The 20,270-nt window shown below is 69.5% G+C and carries 20 protein-coding genes; 13 read left to right on the top strand and 7 right to left on the bottom strand.

The window, feature by feature from the left end:
- Positions 1-5 precede the first annotated feature (5 nt).
- Positions 6-1,556, bottom strand: a complete 1,551-nt coding sequence (locus tag AC1VNH_RS07580) for a PucR family transcriptional regulator (protein ID WP_483110680.1) — start codon at positions 1,554-1,556, stop codon at positions 6-8.
- Positions 1,557-1,680: 124 nt separating this feature from the next.
- Between AC1VNH_RS07580 and AC1VNH_RS07575 the strand changes: the two genes are divergently transcribed.
- Genes AC1VNH_RS07575 through AC1VNH_RS07565 form a run of 3 tightly spaced genes read left to right on the top strand, consistent with a single transcriptional unit; the run spans position 1,681 to position 5,152 of the window.
- On the top strand, positions 1,681-3,144 hold the full coding sequence (locus AC1VNH_RS07575) for a purine-cytosine permease family protein (RefSeq protein WP_483110678.1): 1,464 nt from the start codon (positions 1,681-1,683) through the stop codon (positions 3,142-3,144).
- Positions 3,145-3,188: 44 nt separating this feature from the next.
- Positions 3,189-4,709, top strand: coding sequence for an amidohydrolase family protein (locus AC1VNH_RS07570; RefSeq protein WP_483110676.1), 1,521 nt, complete (start codon positions 3,189-3,191; stop codon positions 4,707-4,709).
- Between the two features lie 38 nt (positions 4,710-4,747).
- Positions 4,748-5,152: a VOC family protein gene (locus AC1VNH_RS07565; protein WP_137417889.1), complete on the top strand. Its 405-nt coding sequence runs from the start codon at positions 4,748-4,750 to the stop codon at positions 5,150-5,152.
- Here AC1VNH_RS07565 and AC1VNH_RS07560 read toward each other — a convergent pair.
- A complete protein-coding gene (locus AC1VNH_RS07560) occupies positions 5,149-6,180 on the bottom strand; it encodes a LacI family DNA-binding transcriptional regulator (protein ID WP_483110674.1) in 1,032 nt (343 codons plus the stop codon). The two genes, AC1VNH_RS07565 and AC1VNH_RS07560, sit on opposite strands and share 4 nt — an antisense overlap.
- A gap of 174 nt (positions 6,181-6,354) precedes the next feature.
- Here AC1VNH_RS07560 and AC1VNH_RS07555 point away from each other — a divergent pair, with 174 nt between their 5' ends.
- Genes AC1VNH_RS07555 through AC1VNH_RS07535 form a run of 5 tightly spaced genes read left to right on the top strand, consistent with a single transcriptional unit; the run spans position 6,355 to position 11,646 of the window.
- Positions 6,355-7,713, top strand: a complete 1,359-nt coding sequence (locus tag AC1VNH_RS07555) for an ABC transporter substrate-binding protein (RefSeq protein WP_483110673.1) — start codon at positions 6,355-6,357, stop codon at positions 7,711-7,713.
- Entirely contained in the window at positions 7,710-8,678 is a 969-nt protein-coding gene (locus AC1VNH_RS07550; protein ID WP_483110672.1) for a carbohydrate ABC transporter permease, read from the top strand. The genes AC1VNH_RS07555 and AC1VNH_RS07550 overlap by 4 nt, the downstream gene beginning before the upstream one ends.
- A complete protein-coding gene (locus AC1VNH_RS07545) occupies positions 8,675-9,499 on the top strand; it encodes a carbohydrate ABC transporter permease (RefSeq protein WP_137417886.1) in 825 nt (274 codons plus the stop codon). Before AC1VNH_RS07550 ends, AC1VNH_RS07545 begins: the two co-directional genes overlap by 4 nt.
- A gap of 31 nt (positions 9,500-9,530) precedes the next feature.
- Positions 9,531-10,487 (top strand): glycosyl hydrolase family 32, encoded by a 957-nt coding sequence (locus AC1VNH_RS07540; RefSeq protein WP_483110671.1) that lies wholly within the window; start codon positions 9,531-9,533, stop codon positions 10,485-10,487.
- Positions 10,429-11,646: a serine hydrolase domain-containing protein gene (locus AC1VNH_RS07535; protein ID WP_483112706.1), complete on the top strand. Its 1,218-nt coding sequence runs from the start codon at positions 10,429-10,431 to the stop codon at positions 11,644-11,646. The genes AC1VNH_RS07540 and AC1VNH_RS07535 overlap by 59 nt, the downstream gene beginning before the upstream one ends.
- Here the strand turns inward: AC1VNH_RS07535 and AC1VNH_RS07530 are convergent.
- Both AC1VNH_RS07530 and AC1VNH_RS07525 read right to left on the bottom strand, forming a co-directional pair.
- The gene (locus tag AC1VNH_RS07530; protein ID WP_483110670.1) at positions 11,643-12,992 is read right to left on the bottom strand and encodes a D-alanyl-D-alanine carboxypeptidase family protein; all 1,350 of its coding nucleotides are present in this window, start codon (positions 12,990-12,992) and stop codon (positions 11,643-11,645) included. The genes AC1VNH_RS07535 and AC1VNH_RS07530 overlap by 4 nt on opposite strands.
- 68 nt (positions 12,993-13,060) lie before the next feature.
- Positions 13,061-13,993 carry a DUF5996 family protein gene (locus AC1VNH_RS07525; RefSeq protein WP_483110668.1) on the bottom strand — a complete coding sequence of 311 codons (933 nt, stop codon included), beginning with the start codon at positions 13,991-13,993 and terminating at the stop codon, positions 13,061-13,063.
- A 182-nt stretch (positions 13,994-14,175) separates the two neighbouring features.
- On the opposite strand from AC1VNH_RS07525, the gene AC1VNH_RS07520 reads away from it, so the two are divergent.
- Together AC1VNH_RS07520 and AC1VNH_RS07515 are read left to right on the top strand one after the other, a co-directional pair.
- Positions 14,176-14,694 (top strand): NAD(P)-binding protein, encoded by a 519-nt coding sequence (locus AC1VNH_RS07520; RefSeq protein ID WP_483110667.1) that lies wholly within the window; start codon positions 14,176-14,178, stop codon positions 14,692-14,694.
- Complete coding sequence (locus tag AC1VNH_RS07515) at positions 14,688-15,245, top strand: FAD binding domain-containing protein (protein ID WP_483110666.1); 558 nt, start codon at positions 14,688-14,690, stop codon at positions 15,243-15,245. Before AC1VNH_RS07520 ends, AC1VNH_RS07515 begins: the two co-directional genes overlap by 7 nt.
- Positions 15,246-15,274: 29 nt before the next feature.
- Here AC1VNH_RS07515 and AC1VNH_RS07510 read toward each other — a convergent pair whose 3' ends face one another.
- Together AC1VNH_RS07510 and AC1VNH_RS07505 are read right to left on the bottom strand one after the other, a co-directional pair.
- Complete coding sequence (locus AC1VNH_RS07510) at positions 15,275-16,612, bottom strand: HNH endonuclease signature motif containing protein (protein ID WP_483110665.1); 1,338 nt, start codon at positions 16,610-16,612, stop codon at positions 15,275-15,277.
- 67 nt (positions 16,613-16,679) lie between these two features.
- Positions 16,680-17,258 carry an NUDIX hydrolase gene (locus tag AC1VNH_RS07505; RefSeq protein WP_483110664.1) on the bottom strand — a complete coding sequence of 193 codons (579 nt, stop codon included), beginning with the start codon at positions 17,256-17,258 and terminating at the stop codon, positions 16,680-16,682.
- A 40-nt stretch (positions 17,259-17,298) separates the two neighbouring features.
- On the opposite strand from AC1VNH_RS07505, the gene AC1VNH_RS07500 reads away from it, so the two are divergent.
- The gene (locus AC1VNH_RS07500; RefSeq protein ID WP_483110663.1) at positions 17,299-17,778 is read left to right on the top strand and encodes a GNAT family N-acetyltransferase; all 480 of its coding nucleotides are present in this window, start codon (positions 17,299-17,301) and stop codon (positions 17,776-17,778) included.
- A gap of 3 nt (positions 17,779-17,781) precedes the next feature.
- Here AC1VNH_RS07500 and AC1VNH_RS07495 read toward each other — a convergent pair whose 3' ends face one another.
- Positions 17,782-18,627: an NAD-dependent epimerase/dehydratase family protein gene (locus tag AC1VNH_RS07495; protein ID WP_483110662.1), complete on the bottom strand. Its 846-nt coding sequence runs from the start codon at positions 18,625-18,627 to the stop codon at positions 17,782-17,784.
- Positions 18,628-18,750: 123 nt separating this feature from the next.
- Here AC1VNH_RS07495 and AC1VNH_RS07490 point away from each other — a divergent pair, with 123 nt between their 5' ends.
- Together AC1VNH_RS07490 and AC1VNH_RS07485 are read left to right on the top strand one after the other, a co-directional pair.
- The gene (locus AC1VNH_RS07490) at positions 18,751-19,722 is read left to right on the top strand and encodes an IS481 family transposase (protein WP_483110661.1); all 972 of its coding nucleotides are present in this window, start codon (positions 18,751-18,753) and stop codon (positions 19,720-19,722) included.
- Positions 19,723-19,818: 96 nt separating this feature from the next.
- Entirely contained in the window at positions 19,819-20,265 is a 447-nt protein-coding gene (locus AC1VNH_RS07485; RefSeq protein ID WP_483110660.1) for an SRPBCC family protein, read from the top strand.
- Positions 20,266-20,270: the final 5 nt, after the last annotated feature.

Raw genomic sequence — 20,270 nt, 5'->3', positions numbered from 1 at the left:
CACCGTCACGCGTTCGGGCTGCGCGCAGCGTCCTGCTTCGCCACGGCCGCAGCGGCAGCCTGCCGCCGCGCCCGCTCGAGGAACACCGCGGTGAGCACCGCCCCGATCCGGGCCGACCCCGGCTCGAGCGGCCCGAGGACGGCGGTGATGCGTTGGAATCGCTGGTAGAAGGTCTGCCGATGGATGCCGAGGGATGCGGCCGCATCCGTCTTGCTGCCGAGATTCTCGGCCAGCGCGCGCAGGGTGTCGAACAGCTCGCCGTGCGAGACGGCGTCCCGATCGAGGAGCGCGCCGATCTGTTCGTCGATGAATTCGGAGACCGGCTCGATCTGCGACAGCAGCGGCCAGAGCCGGGTCACGGCGATGCTCGCCGCATCGACCACCGGCTCCGCATCCGAGGCATACGGCACGCTCTCCCGTGCGGATCGTACGGCTCGCACCGCGCGGTCCACGCTCGCGCTGGTGGGCCCGACCGCAGCGCGCACGCCGCCGCGCGAAGCGAGGCGCCGCAGGGCGTCCGTCACCGCGTCGCGCACGTTCTGCGCGTCCCACGACGGGGCGAACCCCACGATGCCGACGTACTGTCCGTCGGCGAATTGCCCGGTCGATCGTGGCGAGATCGCAGCGATGGCGTCCTGCACCGCCGCGACGGTCGAGGGATCGCCCAGTTCGACGACGAACGGGATGAACCGGTCGTCGGGCTCGAATCCCAGCCGCACGGCTAGCGTCGTCAGCTCACGCGCATGCTCGGCGGCGGAGGTGCGCGGGCCGCTCGACGCGAGCAGCGAGATGAAACGGCTGCGTCGCCGGTCGTGGGGAGAGAGCGGATGCGTGCGCAGCAGTGCGATGGCGAGGATCTCGGGCGCCCGTGACAGCGCACCCGAGATGAGGTGGATGTCGGCGTCCGCCGCCGGCCGCAGCGTGAGCGTCGCGACGACCGTGCCGCCGAACGACACCGGTGCGGTGTACTCGATGCCGAGCGACGGCGTATCGGTGTCGACGAGCGCGACTCCCAATGTCTGACCGGACAGCGACGTGAGCTGCGCGGACGAGTTCGCCTGATCACGGATGAGGGCGAGCAACTGGTCGATGCTCGCCAGGTTCTCGATCGCCTCGGAGAGTGCCAGGGAGATCTGATCGGCGATGCGCAGGCGCCGAAGGCTCACATCGGCGAGCTGGCTGTTGATGCTCTCGCAGATCTGCACGAACGGCACGCGGCGCCGCAGGTGGATGACAGGCAGGCCGCTCGCCTCCGCGTGCTCGACGAGCGCCTCGGGGATGCGGGGGAGTCGGGGTGTCGTCTCGACAGCGAGGGCGGCGATGTCACGCGCGACGAGGGTGTCGACATACGTGCGCAGCTGCGCCGCATCCGCCGTGACGAGGTTGACCCCCTCCATGAGGATGAGCTCCCCGCCGCGCAGGAGCGGCGCGATGTCGAGCTGTTCGCTCGCGTGCACCCAGCGCACATCGACCTCGGATGCGGTGCCGCAGACGAGTTCGGGTTCGGTCTTCTGGACGACGGCGTCCGTGAGGATCTGATCGAGCAGGAGGGGCATACATTCTGTCCATTCGCCGTGACCGCGAGTTTACAGAGCGCCGCGGGCGCGGAAACACCGTCGCCGCATGCTGGGTGGCGACCCGCTCCACTGATCGCTCCACCTCGCGAGAAGGACACCGCCCATGTCTTCTGCCAGTCCGCACGACATCGAAGAGACGCTCCAGCCCATCCCCGAGTCGGCACGCACGACCCGCGTGTCCGGCCAGTTCTGGATCTGGATGGGGGCGAACATCGCCCCTATCAACTGGGTGCTGGGGGCGCTCGGCATCAGCATGGGCCTCAGCCTCCTCGACACGATGCTCGTGCTCGTGATCGGCAACCTGATCGGCATGGGGCTGTTCGGCATGTTCGTGCTGTTCGGCCAGAAGACCGGCGTCACCGGCATGCTCCTCGGCCGCGCGGTGTTCGGCCGCCGTGGCAACTACCTGCCCTCGGTGATCCAGGCCGTGGTGGTCATCGGATGGTGTGCCGTCAACACGTGGATCGTCCTCGACCTCGTGACGGCTCTGCTGGGTCAGCTCGGCTGGCTCGATCCGACACAGGCGAACATCGGCTGGAAGATCGGTATCGCCGCCCTCATCATGGCCATCCAGGTGGGCGTGGCGCTCGCCGGATACAAGGCGATCGCGGCGTTCGAGCGGTGGACGGTGCCGCCGACCGTGCTCGTTCTCGTGATCATGTCGATCGTCGCGTGGTTCTTCCTCGACATCGACTGGGGCTACGCAGGCCCCGCCGGGGCGGAGCTCTCCGGCGGTGAGCGCATCGTCGCGATGTCGGCCGTGATGACCGCCATCGGCATCGGCTGGGGCATCACCTGGCTGACCTACGCGGCGGACTACTCGCGCTTCATCAGCACGAGCGTGCCGCGCCGCAAGCTGTACCTGGCGAGCGCCCTGGGGCAGTTCATCCCCGTCATCTGGCTCGGTCTGCTCGGTGCCTCCCTCGCCACGAAGAACGGCACGGTGGACCCCGGCCAGCTCATCGTCGAGAACTTCGGTGCCCTCGCCATCCCGGTCCTGCTGCTCGTGCTGCACGGGCCCATCGCGACCAACGTGCTCAACATCTACAGCTTCAGCGTCGCGGCCCAGGCGCTCGATCTCAAGGTCGGTCGCAAGGCTCTGAACATCCTCGTCGGCGTGCTCTCGCTCGCCGCCGCCGTCTTCTTCATCTTCCAGGAGGACGCCGCCCAGACCCTCGATGCGTGGCTGGTCGGGGTCGTCGGCTGGGTCGCCACCTGGGGTGCGATCATGCTCGTGCACTACGGCATCTTCGAGCGCCGGTCGCGCCGGTTCGACCACCTGTTCGACGCCGTCGGCTCGAAGCGTCTGCCCGACGTCAACCCCCGCGCGATCATCGCCTTCTTCGTCGGAATCGTCTTCACCTGGCTGTTCCTGAACGGCATGGTGCCGGCGCTGCAGGGTCTCGGCTCACAGGCGCTCGGCGGCCTCGACATCTCCTGGCTCACGGGCGGCGTCGCCGCCGGACTCACCTACTGGCTGCTGGCCCGCACCAGCCACAAGCGCTGGATCGAGGCGCAGCAGTTGACCGATGCGGCCGAGCCCCGCGAGACCGTATCCGCCCGCTGAGGATCCCCGCCCCGCCTCGCCCCACCCCTCGACGGAGAACCACCATGAGCACCTTCATCCGCGACGCTCACGTCATCACCATGGACCCGATCTCGGGCAGCACCCCGCTGGTGCGCAGCATCCGCATCGCCGACGGCGTCATCGTCGCGATCGGCGAGCACCTGGAGCCCGAGCCCGGCGACGAGATCGTCGAGGGTCGAGACCGCCTGGTCGCACCCGGTTTCGTGAACGCGCACACCCACTCGTGGGAGATGCTCTACAAGGGGCGCTACGACAACCTGCCGCTGGAGATGTGGATGGCGATGTCGTATCCGATCCTCGGCGACAGCCGCGTCGCGCCGGACCTCGTGCGTCTTCGCACGACCCTGTTCGGGATCGAGTCGCTCAAGGCGGGCGTCACGACGCTCGTCGACGATGTGCTCGAAACTCCGGGGCAGGATCACGCGCAGCTCGCCGCGGTCTTCGACGCCTACGAGCAGTTGGGCGTGCGGGCGAACGTCTCGGGACACGTCATCAACCGGCCCTTCCTCGACACGGTGCCCTTCGCCGAGGAGTACCTGCCCGACGACGTGGTGCGCGAGATCCGCTCCGCGCACGTGCCGTCCACCGAGGAGTATCTGAGGTTCGCCCGCGAGGCCTTCGCCGCCCACCACGGCCGGGCGAACGGCCGGCTGCGGTTCATGGTCGCGCCCTCCGCCCCGCAGCGGTGCGAGCCCGCGCTGCTGACCGGGGCGACCGAGATGGCGCTCGAGTTCGCGGCGGAGTGCCACATCCACGTGCTCGAGACCAAGACGCAGCTGGTCACCGGGGACGAGTCGTACGGCGGGAGCCTCGTCTCCTACATGGCGTCGATCGGTGCCCTCTCGCCCCACACGACGCTCGCCCACGGGATCTGGCTCACGGATGCCGACATGCAGACGGTCGCTGCGGCGGGAACCTCGATCTCCCACAACCCCATCTCCAACCTCAAGCTCGGCTCGGGGATCGCCGCGTGGCGCATGCTGCAGAACGCGGGCGTCAACCTGGGCCTCGGCACGGACGGCTGCTCGAGCAGCGATTCGCCGCGGATGCTCGATGTGGTCAAGACCGCGGCTCTGCTGCACAAGGTGACCGGGCCGGACATCGACCAGTGGCCGACAGTCGCCGAGGTGCTGGCCGCGGCCACGATCGGGGGAGCGCGCAGCGCCGTGCTCGACGATGTGGTGGGCTCGCTCGAAGTCGGCAAGCAGGCGGACCTCGTGATCTACGACCTCGAGACCATGGCCTTCACGCCCCGTCAGAAGCTGGACCTGCAACTCGTCTACTCCGAGAACGGCTCCTCGATCGACATCGTCATGGTGCAGGGGCGCGTGGTCGTCGCCGGCGGCGAGGTGATCACGGTCGACGAGCGTGCCGCGCGTGCCGAGCTCGCCGAGCGCCTCGACGAGATCATCGAGCGCCAGGACCGCCTCGACGAGCGCAACCAGGCGGTGATGCCCGGCCTCGCGCGCATGTACGAGCGGGCGACGTCCATGCCGGGCGCCGTCAATCGCTTCAGCGGCGACGAGCGTGCCTGGCTCGTCTGATCGCGCGGCGGGTCGGGAGTGAGCGGTAGCCTGCCGGAATGGCCGCCCCCGTCCCGTACCTGCAGTTCGCCGGCATCGCCGCGGACGCGCTGAAGACCTACCGCGACGTGTTCGGCGGTGAGCTGGAGCTCCACACCTTCGCCGAGTTCGGCCGCCAGGACGGCGCGCCGTCGTGGATCGCGCACGGCGAACTGCGCGGTCCCGTCGACCTGTTCGGTTCGGATGCAGCCGACGGCGCCGCATCCGTCCAGGTGCACGGCGTGCTCTTCGCGCTGCTGGGCGCCGGCGACGCAGCCACGTCCCGACGATGGTTCGACGCGCTCGCCGCAACCGGAACCGTCATCGAGGCCATGGGGGAGCGACCGTGGGGTGACGTCGACGGGCAGGTGCGCGACGCCTTCGGGGTGACCTGGCTGATCGGCTACTCGCCCGCCGGCGCTTAGCCGGGGGCCGCCGATCGGACGGAGGCGCGCACGACGACCGGCATCTCCACGAGGTGGATGCCGGGTGGCGGGCCGCCCGGCTCGAGCAGCAGTTCGACAGCACGACGGCCCATCTCCTCGTGCGGCAACCCGATGGTGGTGAGGCCCGGTCGCAGGTAGGCCGCGAGCTCGTCGTTGTCGAAGGAGACAAGTGACACGTCGTCCGGGATGCCGAGACCGGCCTCGGCCAGCGCTTGCGAGGCGCCGAAGGCGAGCCGGTCGTTGAGGCAGATGATCGCCTTCGGTCGCTCGCCCTCGGCCAGCAGCCGTGCGATCACCTCGTAGCCGCTCGCGGGCTCCCACAGCCAGATGGACTCCGAACGCGCCAGGGTCATCCCTCGCTCGCGCAGGGCATCGGACATGCCGCGGATGCGGGACGCGACCGTCTCGGAGCGGAACACGTCGCGCTCCGCCTCGGCGTCGTAGCCGAGCAGCACGATGCCCTCGGTGATGCCGGCGTCGGCGAGCAGTTCGACCGCCCGCCGCCCGCCGGTCTCCTCGTCGGGGAGCACGCTGCAGGTGTGCACGTCGTTCGTCGCGTTGAGCATCACGATGCGCGTGCGGGAGGGCAAGGGTGGGACGAAGGTCTCCCGCGCCCGCATGGAGGCGAAGATGATGCCGTCGACCTGGCGATCCAGCAGCGCCGAGACCGCTTCGACCTCGCGCTCCGGCTCACCGCCGGTCTCGGCGACGAGCACGACGTGCCCCGCCGCCTCCGCCGCTTCGAGGGACCCCTTGATGAGGCCGCTCGCGAAGCGGGTCGTGGCGACGTGATCGGAGACGAAGCCGATCGTGTGGGTGGTGTCGGTGCGCAGCGCCCTCGCGGCGACGTTCGGCCGGTATCCGAGCTCGGATGCGGCGGCGTGCACGCGCTCATGGGCATCGGCCGACAAACGGGTGTCGGGGCGGCCGTTGAGGATCATCGATGCGGCGGACGGTGACAGCCCGGCTCTGCGCGCGACATCCGCAAGGGTGACTCGCTTACCCACGCACACCTCCTTGAATGCTCCCCCAGCGTACGCGGAGCGGACATTGACACTGGGGACCCAGTATGCGCACAATGTGCGTGCTAAATCCATTCAGCACCTGGATCGGCGAGAACACGACCCGATGTTCCCGCCATCCGGAGCCGTGTTTTGCACCACAGACAAAGGAGTCGCCCCATGACTACGACACCGCACCGCCGCCTGCGTCGCTCAGGGCCGGTCGCCCTGCTGGCGATCACCGGCCTCGCCGCAGCCGCTCTGACGGCCTGCGCGCCGGGAGCCGCCGCACCGGCCGCCCAGAACGACGTCACCGTCTCGACCGAGCTCACCTCCGACCCGGTCGAGCTGACGATCGCCGACGAGACGGGCTTCCCGGTCACCGACAAGCTGACCGAGGAGTTCACCAAGCAGCACCCGAACGTGACCTTCACCATCACTCGTGACACGTTCCAGAACCTGACGGCCAACGCCCCGAAACTGCTCGCGAGCGCGACACCGCCCGACCTCATCCGCCTCCCCACCCTGGGCGACACGGTGCGCGACGGTCTCGTGGCCAATCTCGACCCCTACTTCGACGCCTACGGCTGGGATGCGTGGCCCGCCTCGCAGCTCGCACCGCTGCGGATGAGCGAGGACGGCATCCGCGGCTCGGGCTCGCTGTACCAGCTCGGGCTCGGCTACAGCATCACCGGCATCTACATGAACGACAAGCTGGCCGCCCAGCTCGGGATCGATGCGCCGCCGCAGACACTCGCCGAGCTCGAGGACGACATGGCCAAGGCCAAGGCCGCCGGCATCCTGCCGATCATGGCCGGCGACAAGGACGGCGTCGTCAACTTCGTCGTGCAGGCGGCGATGAACCAGTACGTGGACAAGGACCAGTTCCTGTCGTGGATGTTCAATGAGCCGGGCGCCCGCTACGACGAGGAGGGCAACGTGAAGGGTGCCGAGCTCGTGCGCAAGTGGGCGGATGCGGGCTACTTCCCGTCCGACATCAACGCGATCGACTACTTTACCTTCACGAGCCGGTTCGGTGAGGGCGAGGGTCTGTTCACCTTCAACGGCAACTGGGAGGCGGCGAATTACCAGAAGGCACTCGGCTCCGACGTGTCGTTCTTCCTCGTCCCGCCGGCCGAGGCCGGAGGAGACCACGTCGCCATGGGCGCGGCGAACTCCTTCTCGGTGGCGGCCAAGTCGGCCCACCTCAACGAGATCGTGTACTTCCTGAACTGGGTTCACACCGACCCGACCGCACGCCAGATCATCGTGGACGTGACGGGTGCCTCGCCCGGCGGCGACCCGTCGCTCGAGATGCCGAAGGTCGAGTCCGGCTCGCTCATCGAGGATGCGCTCGCGATGTCCGCGCAGATCGGCGCCGAGAACGGCCAGGTCGACTTCATGGCCAACACGACCGCCGGCATCTACGCCGGATCGATCATCCCCGAGTCGCAGCTGTTGGTGACGAGCCAGATCACGGGCAAGGAGTTCGTGGACCGCGTGCAGGCGTTCTACGAGAAGGAGGTCGGCGGCAAATGACCGACCGTGCGGTCGCCGCTGTGGCGGCACCCCGACCCGACGGCACCGCCGCGGCGACGACCGCACCCCCGCGTCGGGCCGCTGCCAAGGCGGCCGCCCGGCGCGGGACGCTCGCCGGTTGGCTCCTGCTCGTGCCGGCGCTCGCGGCCTATGTGTCGTTCGTCGTCTGGCCCCTCATCCAGGGGGCGCAGTATTCGTTCTACGACTGGAACGGCATCGGCGTCGCCCGCTGGGTGGGGGTGGACAACTACTTGACCGTCTTCACCGACCCCGACCTGCTCGGCGCCATCCGCAACGCCTTCGTGCTGATCGCGTTCTTCACGATCATCCCCGTGGGGGCGGGTCTCGTGCTCGCAACCCTGATCCGCGGGCTTCGCTCGAAAGCGTTCGCTGCGTCGGCGCAGACGGTGCTCTTCCTGCCGCAGATCATCCCGCTCGCGGCGGCCGGTATCGCCTGGTCGTGGATGTACGCGCAGACCGGTGCGGTCAACCAGATCCTGGGATGGCTGGGACTCGGCTGGATCACCCGCCCCTGGCTCGCCGACTACGGCACCGCTCTTCCCGCCGTCGGGCTGATCGGATCGTGGGTGCTGACGGGGCTGTGCACCGTGCTGCTGCTCACCGGCCTCGGCAAGATCGACGTCTCGCTCTACGAGGCGGTCCGGCTTGACGGTGCAGGGTGGTGGCGCGAGTTCTTTACGATCACTCTCCCGGGTCTTCGCCAGGAGATCGCCGTCCTCGTGACCGTCACCGTGATCGCGGCACTCTCCAGCTTCGACATCATCTACACCTCGACGCAGGGCGGCCCTGGCCGGGCCACCCTCGTCCCCGGTCTGTCCATCTTCCGCATCGGGTTCACCCAGAGCGATGTCGGCCTCGCGTCCGCCTTCGGCATCGTGCTGATGGTGCTGGTGCTCGTCGTCGTCCTGCCCATCCAACGACTCTCGAGAGCGAGCGACGCGTGATCGCCAGCCGCACCGAGCGTGTGCTCGGCTACCTCCTGCTCAGCGTGGCGGTGATCGTCACCGTGCTGCCGCTGGTCAGCATGTTCTCCGCCGCCCTGCAGCCCGCCGATCGCAACCCGACCGGCCTCACCTGGCCGACCGACCCGCAGTGGGGCAACTTCGCCACCGCGTTCGAGACCGGCCACGTCTGGCAGCTCATGGGCTCCAGCATGCTCATCGTGCTCGGCGTCGTGCCGGCGAGCCTCATCGCGGCCACCCTCGCCGGGTTCGCGCTCGGATCACTCCAGGTGCGTTTCGGTCGCGGAGTGCTCGTGTTCTTCATCCTGGGCCTGACGATCCCGTTCGAGGCCCTCATCATCCCGCTCTACTACCAGGCGCAGTCGCTCGGCACCGTGAACACCCCGTGGGCGGTGATCTTCCCACTCATCGGGCTGTACATGCCGTTCGGCGTGTTCTGGATGCGGGCGCACTTCATCAACGTGCCCCGGGAGCTCTCCGAGGCGGCCCGCGTGGACGGAGCGTCGCTCTGGCGAGAGTTCCGCAGCATCCAGCTCCCGCTCGCGATGCCCGCACTGTCCGCCCTGGCGATCCTGTTGTTCATCTGGACCTGGAACCAGTTCCTGCTGCCGGTCGTGCTCATCGCCGACCCGCTGCAGCGAACGGTCGCGGGTGCGCTGACCTTCTTCCAGGGGCAGTACTCGCTCAGCATCCCGCTGCTGAACGCGGGTGCGTTGATCATCATCACGCCCGCGGTCGTGCTCTTCCTCATCTTCCAGCGGCAGTTCATCCGCGCGCTGGTGCAAGGCGCCGTCAAGGGCTGAGCGGCCCTTCCCCATTCACGAGGAGAACTCTGTGACGTTCACGCTGCCCGACCACTGGGTCTGGGACTTCTGGTTCGCCCGCGACGGCGACACCCATCACATGTACTTCCTGCAGGCGCCGACCTCGCTCGGAGACCCCGGTCTGCGCCACCGCAATGCGACGGTCGGTCACGCCACCTCGACCGACTTGCGCACGTGGACTGTGCACGGCACGGTGCTGCGACCGTCCGGCGGGGACGCGCCGGACGCGACGGCCACCTGGACGGGAAGCGTCGTCCGCGAGGCGCAGACGTGGCGGATGTTCTACACGGGCTCACGGTTCCTCGACCCCGTGGCGCAGACGAACGTGGAGACGGTGCTGGCCGCATCCGCATCGGAGCCGGGCGACTGGACGAAGGATGCCTCGGTCGTCGTCGCCGCAGACCCGCGATGGTACGAGACGCTCGGCAACGGCACCTGGCATGAACAGGCGTGGCGCGACCCGTGGGTCTTCGCCGACCCCGCGGGGGACGGGTGGCACATGCTCGTCACCGCGCGCGCCCTGGGCGATGGCGAGCGCGACACCGGGGTCATCGGCCACGCCCGCTCGGACGACCTGTCACGCTGGGAGGTGGGCCCACCGCTCAGCGTCGCCGGTGCGGGCTTCGCGCACCTCGAAGTCCCGCAGCTCGTGCTGATCGACGGCCGATGGGCGCTCATCTTCTCCTGCGATTCCGCGCATCTGGCCGGCGCACGGACCGGTGAGCGCGGCGGGATCTGGGCGGTGGCCCTCGACGATCCGCTCGGGCCCTACCCGGTGGACCGGGCAGTGCTCGTCGCGAGCGAGAACCTCTACAGCGGTCGCATCACGCAGGATGAGGCGGGGCGCTACGTGATGCTCGCGTTCGAGAACATCGGCACGGACGGCGTCTTCGTGGGCGCTCTGTCGGATCCGCTTCCGGTGCGCTGGGAGAACGACCGGCTCATCGTCGAGGAGAGCACATCATGATCGAGATCAACGGCCACATCGCCCCCGGCTTCCAAGCGATCGGCGACGCCTTCGCGGCGGCGTTCGACGGGCTTCCGCGGATGGGGGAGCTCTGGCGATCCGCGTCGATGGTCGCAGCGTCGTCGACCTCTGGGCCGGTTCCGCGGATGCACGCATCGACCGCCCGTGGGAACGTGACACCCCGTCGGTGGTCTTCTCCTGTTCGAAGGGGTTGATGTCGATCCTCGTCGCGCGGCTCGTCGCATCCGGACGCGTCGATCTGGACAGCCCCCTGGCCATGCTGTGGCCGGAATTCGGCCAGCACGGCAAGGATGCGGTGACGGTCGGTGACGCGCTGGCCCACCGCGCGGGGGTGCCTGCGCTGAGCGTCGACCTCACGGCCCAGGATCTGCTCGACTTCGACCACGTCGCCGCGCTGCTCGCGGCGCAGGAACCACTCTGGACGCCGGGGGAGGCGTGGACCTACCACGCGCTCACGCACGGTTGGATCTCGGGCGAGATCGTGCGCCGCGCGAGCGGTCTCGCCCCCGCCGTGGCATTCCGCGAGATGGCAGACCTGCTCGGCGCGGATGCGTGGCTCGGAGTGCCGCCCGAGCGCGCTGGCTCGGCCGCGCACCTGTTCGTCGGTCCTACGCTCCAGGCTCTCGTGGCACAGCAGGCGGCTCAGCGCGCGCCGGGAGTCGTCGACTGGGGCGACCGCGCCATGACCCTCGGCGGTGCCCTGCCGTCCACGCTCGTCGGGGAAGCGGAGGGCTTCAACACGCCGGCCGTGCAAGCCGCCGTCATCCCGGGTGCCGGGGTCGTCGCGACGGCGCGCGCCGTTGCAGCGATGTGGTCGGCGACCGTCGCCGAGACCGACGGGGTGCGTCTGCTCGACGACGACACCGTCGTCGCGGCCACACGCGAGCGTACGGCGGGGGCGCCGTTCTTCGACGCGCCGGCGCCGTGGCCGCGCTGGGGCGCCGGATTCCAGCTCGACTCCGAGGCGCGGCGGTACGTCGGGCCGTCGAGCTTCGGCCACGACGGCGCGGGCGGGCAGGTGGCGTTCGCCGATCTCGACGGCAGGGTCGGCTTCTCGTTCGTCACAAACTGGATGGAGGCCGTCGACGATCACCGGGCGACGCGGATCGTCGATGCCCTCCGGAAGATCGTGGCTTAATCACCGCCGAGCTGTCCCGGGTGGGTGAGCCGCCACCACTCGGTCGGCGGCTCGATGTCGCCCGAGACGACGACGTCCGCGGTGGTCGTGTTCGGCCCCGCCGTCCAGGTGATCGTGCCCACGACCTCGCCGTCGGTGTACGTCGTGGGCGCCGAGACATCCATGGCGACGGTGATCGCGGTGTCCGACCACGTCAGGATGCCGGGTGCCGAGGCGACGACGAGGGCCGCTCGGGAACCCCAGATCGTCGAGAGGGAGCCGATCTGCTGTCCCTCCTCGGCGAGCTGCACCGTATGGAACCCGTCGCGGATGCTCTGCAGCTGTGCGCGCACGACGCTGTCCACGGTGTCGCGGGAGTAGACCCCGAGCACCACGCCGGTGACGTGCAGAGGCTCGCCGATCCCCACATCCAGCGTCGAGGTGTACAGCAGGTTGTAGTTGTCGGGCCCCAGGTTCCCCGTCTTGAGACCGGTGATCCCGTCGATGCCCAAGAGGTTGTTCGTGTTGCTCACGGTGCCGAGATCTCCCAGCGACGCGGAGGGCATCGCGGCGATCGCAGCGATGGTCGGCTCGGATGCGGCCAGCTTGCCGAGTGTGATGAGGTCGGTGGGCGTGCCGGTGTTGCGTGCGCTGATCCCCGTGGGCTCCACGATCGTCGTGCCGGTCATCCCGTGCGCGTCGAGCCAGCTGCGTGCGGCCGAGAGGAACCCGCTGCGTGAGCCGAACGCCCAGGTGGAGACAGCGTCGGCGTAGTTGCTGGCGGAGGGGAGCAGCATCGCGGTCAGCGCATCGCGCAGCGACATCGAGCTGCCGGTCGGCATGGCGAGGATCGTCGCGCCCTGCACGTAGTACTCGTCGTACAGGTCGTGGTCGGCCTTCGAGAACGTGATCGTCGGCCCGGGGTCGTCGGGGCCGCTGAGCGGCGATGCATCGAGCACGACGAGGGCGGTGATGAGCTTGCTGATGCTGGCCAGCGGGCGCGCGTCGTCGCCGCCGCTCGAGGTCCAGATGCCGCTGGCTCCCGCGCCGAGATAGGCATCGCCGCCCGACACGCTCAGCGCCGACGCCCCCTCCGTGGGCATCGCGATGCCGGCCGCGCCGGGTGTCGATACCGACGGCTTCTCCGCGGTCATCACCGGCTCGGGCAGCGGGGCGTTCAACGCCCAGACCGTATAGCCGCCGCCGGCCGCAAGGGGGAGCACGACGAGAACCAACAGGACGATCGCCACGATCCAGCGGCGTCGGCGGCGCACGCGACGATCGACCGGCGGTGGGTCGTCCTCGCCGTCGTTCAGCAGGTCGGCGAACGAGACCAGTTGATCGGTCGGGTCGTCGTGCGTCGTCATCTCGGGGCCCCCATCCCTCGCGCGCAGCACCATCCTGCCGCATCCGCTGCGGGAGCGGTGCCGCGCTCTCAGTCCCGGACGGGGGCAAGCAACGGGTCCGTGACCCCGTCGACGCAGAGGTAGCGCGCGATGTCCCATCCGGCCAGCTCGGCACCGGCGAGATAGGCGGCCTCGAAGAAGTCGAGCGCCGCCTTTCGCGGGTCACCCGTCGCCTGGGCGCGAGCCAGCGTATAGACGGCGAGGTGGGAGGCTCCGCGATCCAGCCACTGCGCTCCCTCCGGAAGCGGGCGCTGCGCGATGCCCGCCGGCTCCGGCGAGGTATACGAGTAGAACGCCGGCTCCGGCACGCTCTTGTCGCCGAACCAGAATCCGGACGACACGACCTCCCGCGAGTATGCCTCGCGCGTGACGCTGTCGGCCCGGTCGGTGTGCGAAACGACCGTGTCGGAGAAGCGCGTCGCGGCGATGTCGAACGTGTGCCAGAAGTGGTGCACGGGACTCGTCTTGCCGCTGAAGCGACCGCAGAACTCCTCGAGAACGAGACCCGCATCCGACAGCAGCCGCCAGTACGACGTGACGGATGCGGCATCGTACGCGTCGTGCTCGGTGTCGTCGCGGAACGGGCGGGCTGCGTCGGGCAGGTCGAACGGCGTCGCCTCGAGGACCGGAGCAGGGTCGACGCCGGCGCCCTCCAGCGAGCGGACGAAGTGCGCGTGGAATTCTGCGACGGACAGCTCCTGCAGCGAGAACGACGTGCGGGCGCCCTCGTTCGTGACCACGCTCAGGCGGTGATCGATGAAGTCGAAGTCCACAGCGAAGGTCGGGTCGGATCCCATCGGACGCGTCGTGATCCCGGTGCCGGTGAGGTGGAACGGCACGTTCCACCAGTGATTGCGCCGCACGCTACGCGCGAGCCGCAGCTTGCCGACCACCTGCACGAAGCGGTGCAGGGTCTCCTTCGTCGGCTGCCAGGCCTCGTAGGGCAGACGCGTCTCGAGCATGCGGACCTCTTCTCGGCACGGATGCGGCCGCCGTGGCCGCGTCTTGTGATTCGAGCATGCCAGCCGCGGTGCGCAACGCGCGTGGAGGAGGACTCGACACCTGTCGCAGCAGTGCGGCCCGACGCGTTTCTATCGTCGTCGCACAAGACCTCGTCCCACGGACCTCGGGAAGGACGGAGGAGATGCAAGAGCGACTGCGGATCGGCATCGCGGGCGGATCGCTCGGCGGGCTCGGCGCCGCGGCGCTGCTCACCCGGGCCGGTCACGACGTCACCGTCTTCGAGCGTTCGGCGAGCGGACTCTCGGGCCGGGGCGCGGGACTCGTCGCGCAGGACGAACTCTTCGCGCTCCTGCGAGCGGCAGGTCGCCCGGATGCGGTGCGCGGCACCGTGACCTCCGAACGCATCGTTCTCGACCCCGTGGGACGCATCGTCTCCCGGGACCCCACGCCGCAGACGCAGCTCTCGTGGGACGTGCTCCACGACGCGCTGCGCTCCACGCTGGCGGACGCGGCGTACGTCACGGGGATGCGCGTCGCGGGCGCGGGCGGATCGCCGGGCGGTGCATATCTCGATCTGGGCTCGAGGGGCCGACGCGAGTTCGACGTCGTGATCGGAGCTGACGGCCTGCATTCGGCTACGTCACCTGGCGCGGACTCCTTCCCGAGACGGCGCTGCCGTCGGAGGCCGCCGAGGTGTTGATCGGACGGTTCGCCTTCTTCACGGGGCACGGCGGACACGCGCTCGGGTACCTCGTGCCCGGGCCGCGCGGCGAGACGGAGCCGGGTCGGCGGCGCTACAACTGGGTCTGGTACCGCACGCTCACCGCCGGCGCGTTGAGCGACATCCTGGACGCATCGGGCCGGCGCCGGGATGCGGGCTCACTGGCCCCGGGCGAGCTCCCGGCCGGCTTACGCGAGGGCTTGGTGGATGACGCGGCACGGCTGCTCCCGCCACCGTTCGCCGACGCGGTGGCGGCTGAGTCGCATCCCTTCCTGCAGGCCATCTACGACTATGTCCCGCCGCGGATGACCGCCGGCCGTGTTGCCCTGCTGGGCGACGCTGCCGTCGTCGTGCGGCCTCACACCGCGATGGGCGCGGCGAAGGCGGCCGCCGATGCGCTGGCGCTGGCAGGTTTACTCGCCGAGCGGGCGCCCGCCGAGGCGCTGCGTGCCTACGACGCGGCGCGGCTCCCCGTGGGGCGGTGGATCGCCGACTACGGGCGCAGACTGGCGGCCGCCCTGCCGTTGTGAGCGAGACGGCAGGCTCGGGCAGGGGGCGGTCAGAACGGCGGGTCGCCCGGCGGCGAGGCATCCGCGACGAACGTGGGTGTTCGCCGCTCCGGGACGACCGTGTAGATGCGCCCCGTCGGACTCGTCCACTCGGTGGACGCATCCGCGAACTGCCGCACCTTCCATCCGCCGTGGTGTTTGACCGTGTGGTGGCCCTTGCAGAGCGGGGTGAGGTTGTCGGCGGCGGTCGAGCCGCCGTGCTCCCAGGCGATCGTGTGGTCGATCTCGCACCGATTCGCCGGAACCATGCAGCCGGGAGCGCTGCACCTGGCGCTGCGCCACCGCGCGAGCCGTCGCAGGCTCGCCGGCGGGCGGTACTGCGTGCGCCCGACCGACAGGACGAGCCCGGTCTCGGGGTGGGTGAGCACGCGCATCCATCCGTCGGCCCCGCCGCACAGCTCGCGAGCCTTCGCGAGGGGGATGGGGCCCACTCCGTCGACGACGGCCGGGGCCTCGCTCTTGCCGAGGAGGGTGAGTGCGGGCACCGTGACCGCGACCGTGGCACGGATGCCGCGCGCCTGCTCGCCGTGCTGCGGCACTTCGCCGTCGATCAGGAGGTCGGCCGCGACGTCCGCGCGTGCCTGATCGAGCGTGCGCTGCCGGTTCGCCTCGGCGCCCACGGAGCTCTCCGGGAACTCGGATGCGGTCGGCGCTGCGGCGATCAGGGCGGCGGCGGTGCGTGTGAGGCGGTCGAAGATCGCCCTCGCCTCGACGGCCGGCAGATACACGGTGAGCCACGCCATCCCGTCGCGGTCGTCGTCGACCGCGACCCGGCGCGTCTCGAGAGCCTCGCGCTGCCGCTCGGCCAGCGTGACGGCACGGGCATCGTCGACGAGACGGCGCACGGCGTGCCGGAAGACACCGATGGGCAGGCGCATGGCGAGCTCGAGCGCGAGCGGGGCCAGCTCTTCTCGCAGCCACGGCTCGGCGCGATCGACGGCGTCGACGAGAGTCTCGGCGTGCCTCTGGGTGATCTGCGCACGGCTCAGCGCGGTGAGGGTCTCGGGGTATCGCTCGACGAGCGCCACGGCGTGGGCGATCAGTCGGTCGGCTACAGCCTCGGTGGCTCCGATCGCCTGCGCGAGCTCGAGGCGCAGCGACCGCTCGACGATGCCGCGATCGTGACGGCCCGCGCGCTTTGCGTCCGCGTGCGCATCGGCGCGCATCTGGGCGATCGCCCACACCTGCTCCGCGGCGAAGACGGACAGCATCGCGGAGACCTCCACGACACGATCGACCGCGTCCTCGGGCTCGACCGGCGCCCTCTCGACAGCGCGCGCGAACGCCGCGTCGGGGTCCTCTTCGAAGAGGGGCGCATCGTTGGACATACCTTCACCGTAGGGAGGGCCTCCGACATCGCCGCCGTGCTCGACGGCTCGGCAACGCGCCGGTCTGTCACGGCGTTCCGGGCAGCCGCAGCGGGGGTAGACGACCCGTCGCCGCCGCGAGTGCTCGGGCCACGATCAGCGGCGGGTCGACGACGAGACCCTCGGAGATCAGCCCATCGAGCTCCACGAGCGGCATCCGCGCCAGCCTCACCTGCTCGGCGGGATCCGACGCGTGCGGGAGTCCCACGGTGAATCCCGCTGTGGAGATGAAGAGGTGGGTCGGCCACGCGGCGCGGCCGGGGTTCATGAAGAACGTGTGCAGATGCCGAAGATCGTCGGGCACGATGCCGAGCTCTTCTTTGAGCTCGCGCTGCGCTGCCGCGAGGGGGTCCTCCTCAGGGCGGCCGCCTCCGCCGGGAAGGTCGTAGATCCAGCAGTCGATGGCGTAGCGGTACTGGCGAGCGATCAGAACGTCGGCTCCGTCGATGACGAGGGTGGCGACGGAGAACGGCACGCTCTCATCGACCTCGAAGGAGGTCTGGGAACCGTCCGGCAGGAGGACGGTGTGGTCGACCAGCATCACGCGCCCGTTGTAGGCGACGGAACGACCGATCCTCGCCCAGTGGGGTTCGGAGTGATCGTCCATCTGCCCACCCTACGAAGACCAGAGCGGCGATGATGGTGGCATGGACGACGTCACCTTCCGCCGCTTCTCGGACGACGAGTTCCCCGCGTGGATCGCCGTCCAGCATCGCGCGTACGCCGAGGAGCGCGTGCGCGCCGGCGATGACCGTGCCACCGCCGAGCGCATCGCTGCCGAGTCGTACACCGAGCTCTTCCCCGGTGGGCTTCCCGCGGCGGGACATGACGTGCTCCACATCGACGCGGCGGGACGCGCCGTCGGGGTGATGTGGCTGGGGGCGCATCCGCGCGGCAACGAGGGTGTGTGGTGGGTCTGGGACGTCGAGATCGACGAACCGTATCGAGGCCGCGGCTACGGGCGTGCTGCGATGCTCCTCGCCGAGCGTTATGTCGCCGAACGCGGCGCACGAGAACTCGCGCTCAACGTCTTCGGTTTCAACGAGCGCGCTCGACGGCTGTACGAATCGCTCGGCTTCGGCGTGACCGCGGTGCAGATGAGTAAGCCGGTGCAGCCGGAGTCCTGAGCCTCAGGCGTGATCGCGCCAGGAGTGCTGCGGCGCATATCCGAGCAGGCGCTGTGCCTTCGCCGTCGAGAACAGGCTGTCGTTGACGCCGAGCTCTCCTCGCACCTCCACCCCGGGGAACACCTCGGCGACGAGCTCGGCGTTGGGCCGCGTCATGACCGTGTCGGCCGCGGCGATGAGGAAGTGGTCGAAGCCGTTCGGCGCCGTCTCGAGCGCACGGAGCACGGCCTGCGCGCCGTCGCGGGCGTCGATGTAGCTCCACAGGTTCCACTTGCGCACTCGCGCGTCACCGTCGAAGGAGGGGAACTCGGCGTAGTCCTCGGGCACCATGACGTTCGAGAAGCGCAGCGCCGTGATCGACAGCTCCGGATGCCAGCGCACCAGCTCGATCGCCATCCGCTCCTCGAGGTGCTTGACGAGCGAGTACACCGACTCGGGGCGCGCAGGGTAGTCCTCGTCGACGGGGATGTAGGGCGGAGGCACGTCGAAGGGGAGCCCCTGAACGGTCTCGCTCGACGCCGTCACGACCCGCCGGATGCCGAGCCGCGTCGCCGCGTGCAGCACGTTGAACGACACCGTCATGTTGTTGTGGAAGACGGCCACATCCGCGCGCAGGCCCGGAGCCGGGACCGCGGCCAGGTGCACGAGCGCGTCGACGCCGTCGTGCTGGTCGTTCACCGATCCGAGCGCGTCGACGACCTGGCCGTAATCGGTGAGATCCACCTGCACGAAACCGGGCCCACGCTCACCGACGACGTCGAGGCCGATGACCTCGTGCCCCGCCGCGGCCAGTTCGCGAACGACCACGCGTCCGAGCTTTCCCGATGATCCCGTCACTGCGATCCGCATATCTCCAGCGTGCCACAGGCGTGGACGGCTAGCTGTACTCGGTCTGATCGTTGGTGACGCGGAGATAGGGAGAAGGCCTTCATCCTGAGTGGTGTCTAACGTCACTCGAAGGAAGGCCTTCTCTTGGTTCACCGTAACGCGCGATTGGCGGAAGCTGGTCGCCTGATCCTGGTTCAGCGGGTGTTGGCGGGGCGCCCGGTCTCGCATGTCGCCAAGGAACTCGGGGTGTCACGGCAGTGCGCGCATCGCTGGGTTACCCGGTTCCGTCTTCTCGGACGGGCGGGCTTGCGAGATCGCTCGTCCCGACACCGCACGCACCCCGCCACCACATCGCCGGCGGTGATCGCGCGGTTGCTCGAGCTGCGTCAGGCCGAACGGCTGGGCCGTGATGAATTGGCGCGCCTGGTTGGTGTCAGCCCCTCGACCGCATCTCGACTCATCGTCAGAGCGGGGCTACCCGCCCTGCACGAACTCGATCCGGTCACCGGGATCCGGATCCGCGCCTCGCGTCGCACACAGCTGCGTTACGAACGTGAGCAGCCAGGCGACCTGGTGCATATCGACGTGAAGAAGCTGGGCCGCATCCCCGCTGGCGGTGGCTGGCGACTCGATGGCCCGGACGTCATCGATCACCACAGCTCCCGACCACGACGGGTCGGGTTCGACTATGTCCATGTCGCCGTCGATGACCACTCGCGGCTCGCGTTCGCTCGGATCCTGCCCGACGAGAAGGGGCCCACCTGCGCCGCCTTCCTCGCTGAGGCAGCCGCGTTCTTCCTCGATCACGGCATCACCGTCCGCAGCGTGATGACCGACAACGCACTGAACTACCGACGCTCCCACGCCTTCCAGACCACACTGAACACCCTTGGCGCCACGCACATCCTCACCCGTCCGCACTCGCCTTGGCAGAACGGTAAGGCCGAACGCTTCAATCGGACCCTGCAGGAGAACTGGGCCTACCGGCATCCGTTCACCTCCAACGAAGATCGAGCCAGCGCGCTCGCGCCCTGGCTCGAGCACTACAACTACGCTCGACCCCACACCGCTTGCGCAGGCCAGGCACCCATCAGCCGAACGTCACCAACGAAGTGACCGAGTACAGCTAGCGGCCGCAGCGGCGGAGGGCAACCCCGTCGGGGCCCGCGGTCGGCGTGCTTAGCGTGACGCCACGACGATCGGAGGCCGCCCATGTCACGCAATGTCCGTCGCATGTCCTGCACGCCCGAAGAGGTCTTCGCCGTGATGGCGGACGGCTGGCTGTACCCCTCGTGGGTGGTCGGAGCCTCCCGGATGCGGTCGGTCGACAATGGCTGGCCGGCCGAAGAGGCGCAGCTGCACCACTCGTTCGGCGTCTGGCCCGTGCTGATCGACGACACCACCGAGGTGCGCGAGTACGACGCGCCGCGGCGGATCGTGCTCCGTGCGCGCGGCTGGCCCATGGGCGAGGCGCGCGTGCTGATCGAGGTGCGACCGAGCGAGGACGGATGCCTGGTTCGCATCACGGAGGACGCCGTCGCCGGCCCCGGAGCATGGATCCCGCGGTGGATCCTGAACCCCCCGCTGCACCTGCGTAACGCCGAGACCCTGCAACGATTGGCGTTCCTGGCGGAGGGTCGGGCCGCGAGAGGGGGATGATCGAA

It is taken from the genome of Microbacterium sp. KU4F, from assembly GCF_056868075.1.
The sequence above is the reverse complement of the archived record's forward strand: the minus strand, read 5'-3'. Positions and strand labels throughout refer to the sequence as shown.

What these genes read in the sequence shown, in the direction of transcription:
- AC1VNH_RS07580 (WP_483110680.1), bottom strand. Translation starts at nt 1,556, where the DNA reads ATGCCCCTCCTGCTCGATCAGATCCTCACGGACGCCGTCGTCCAGAAG.
- AC1VNH_RS07575 (WP_483110678.1), top strand. Translation starts at nt 1,681, where the DNA reads ATGTCTTCTGCCAGTCCGCACGACATCGAAGAGACGCTCCAGCCCATC.
- AC1VNH_RS07570 (WP_483110676.1), top strand. Translation starts at nt 3,189, where the DNA reads ATGAGCACCTTCATCCGCGACGCTCACGTCATCACCATGGACCCGATC.
- AC1VNH_RS07565 (WP_137417889.1), top strand. Translation starts at nt 4,748, where the DNA reads ATGGCCGCCCCCGTCCCGTACCTGCAGTTCGCCGGCATCGCCGCGGAC.
- AC1VNH_RS07555 (WP_483110673.1), top strand. Translation starts at nt 6,355, where the DNA reads ATGACTACGACACCGCACCGCCGCCTGCGTCGCTCAGGGCCGGTCGCC.
- AC1VNH_RS07550 (WP_483110672.1), top strand. Translation starts at nt 7,710, where the DNA reads ATGACCGACCGTGCGGTCGCCGCTGTGGCGGCACCCCGACCCGACGGC.
- AC1VNH_RS07530 (WP_483110670.1), bottom strand. Translation starts at nt 12,992, where the DNA reads ATGACGACGCACGACGACCCGACCGATCAACTGGTCTCGTTCGCCGAC.
- AC1VNH_RS07525 (WP_483110668.1), bottom strand. Translation starts at nt 13,993, where the DNA reads ATGCTCGAGACGCGTCTGCCCTACGAGGCCTGGCAGCCGACGAAGGAG.
- AC1VNH_RS07520 (WP_483110667.1), top strand. Translation starts at nt 14,176, where the DNA reads ATGCAAGAGCGACTGCGGATCGGCATCGCGGGCGGATCGCTCGGCGGG.
- AC1VNH_RS07510 (WP_483110665.1), bottom strand. Translation starts at nt 16,612, where the DNA reads ATGTCCAACGATGCGCCCCTCTTCGAAGAGGACCCCGACGCGGCGTTC.
- AC1VNH_RS07505 (WP_483110664.1), bottom strand. Translation starts at nt 17,258, where the DNA reads ATGGACGATCACTCCGAACCCCACTGGGCGAGGATCGGTCGTTCCGTC.
- AC1VNH_RS07500 (WP_483110663.1), top strand. Translation starts at nt 17,299, where the DNA reads ATGGACGACGTCACCTTCCGCCGCTTCTCGGACGACGAGTTCCCCGCG.
- AC1VNH_RS07495 (WP_483110662.1), bottom strand. Translation starts at nt 18,627, where the DNA reads ATGCGGATCGCAGTGACGGGATCATCGGGAAAGCTCGGACGCGTGGTC.
- AC1VNH_RS07485 (WP_483110660.1), top strand. Translation starts at nt 19,819, where the DNA reads ATGTCACGCAATGTCCGTCGCATGTCCTGCACGCCCGAAGAGGTCTTC.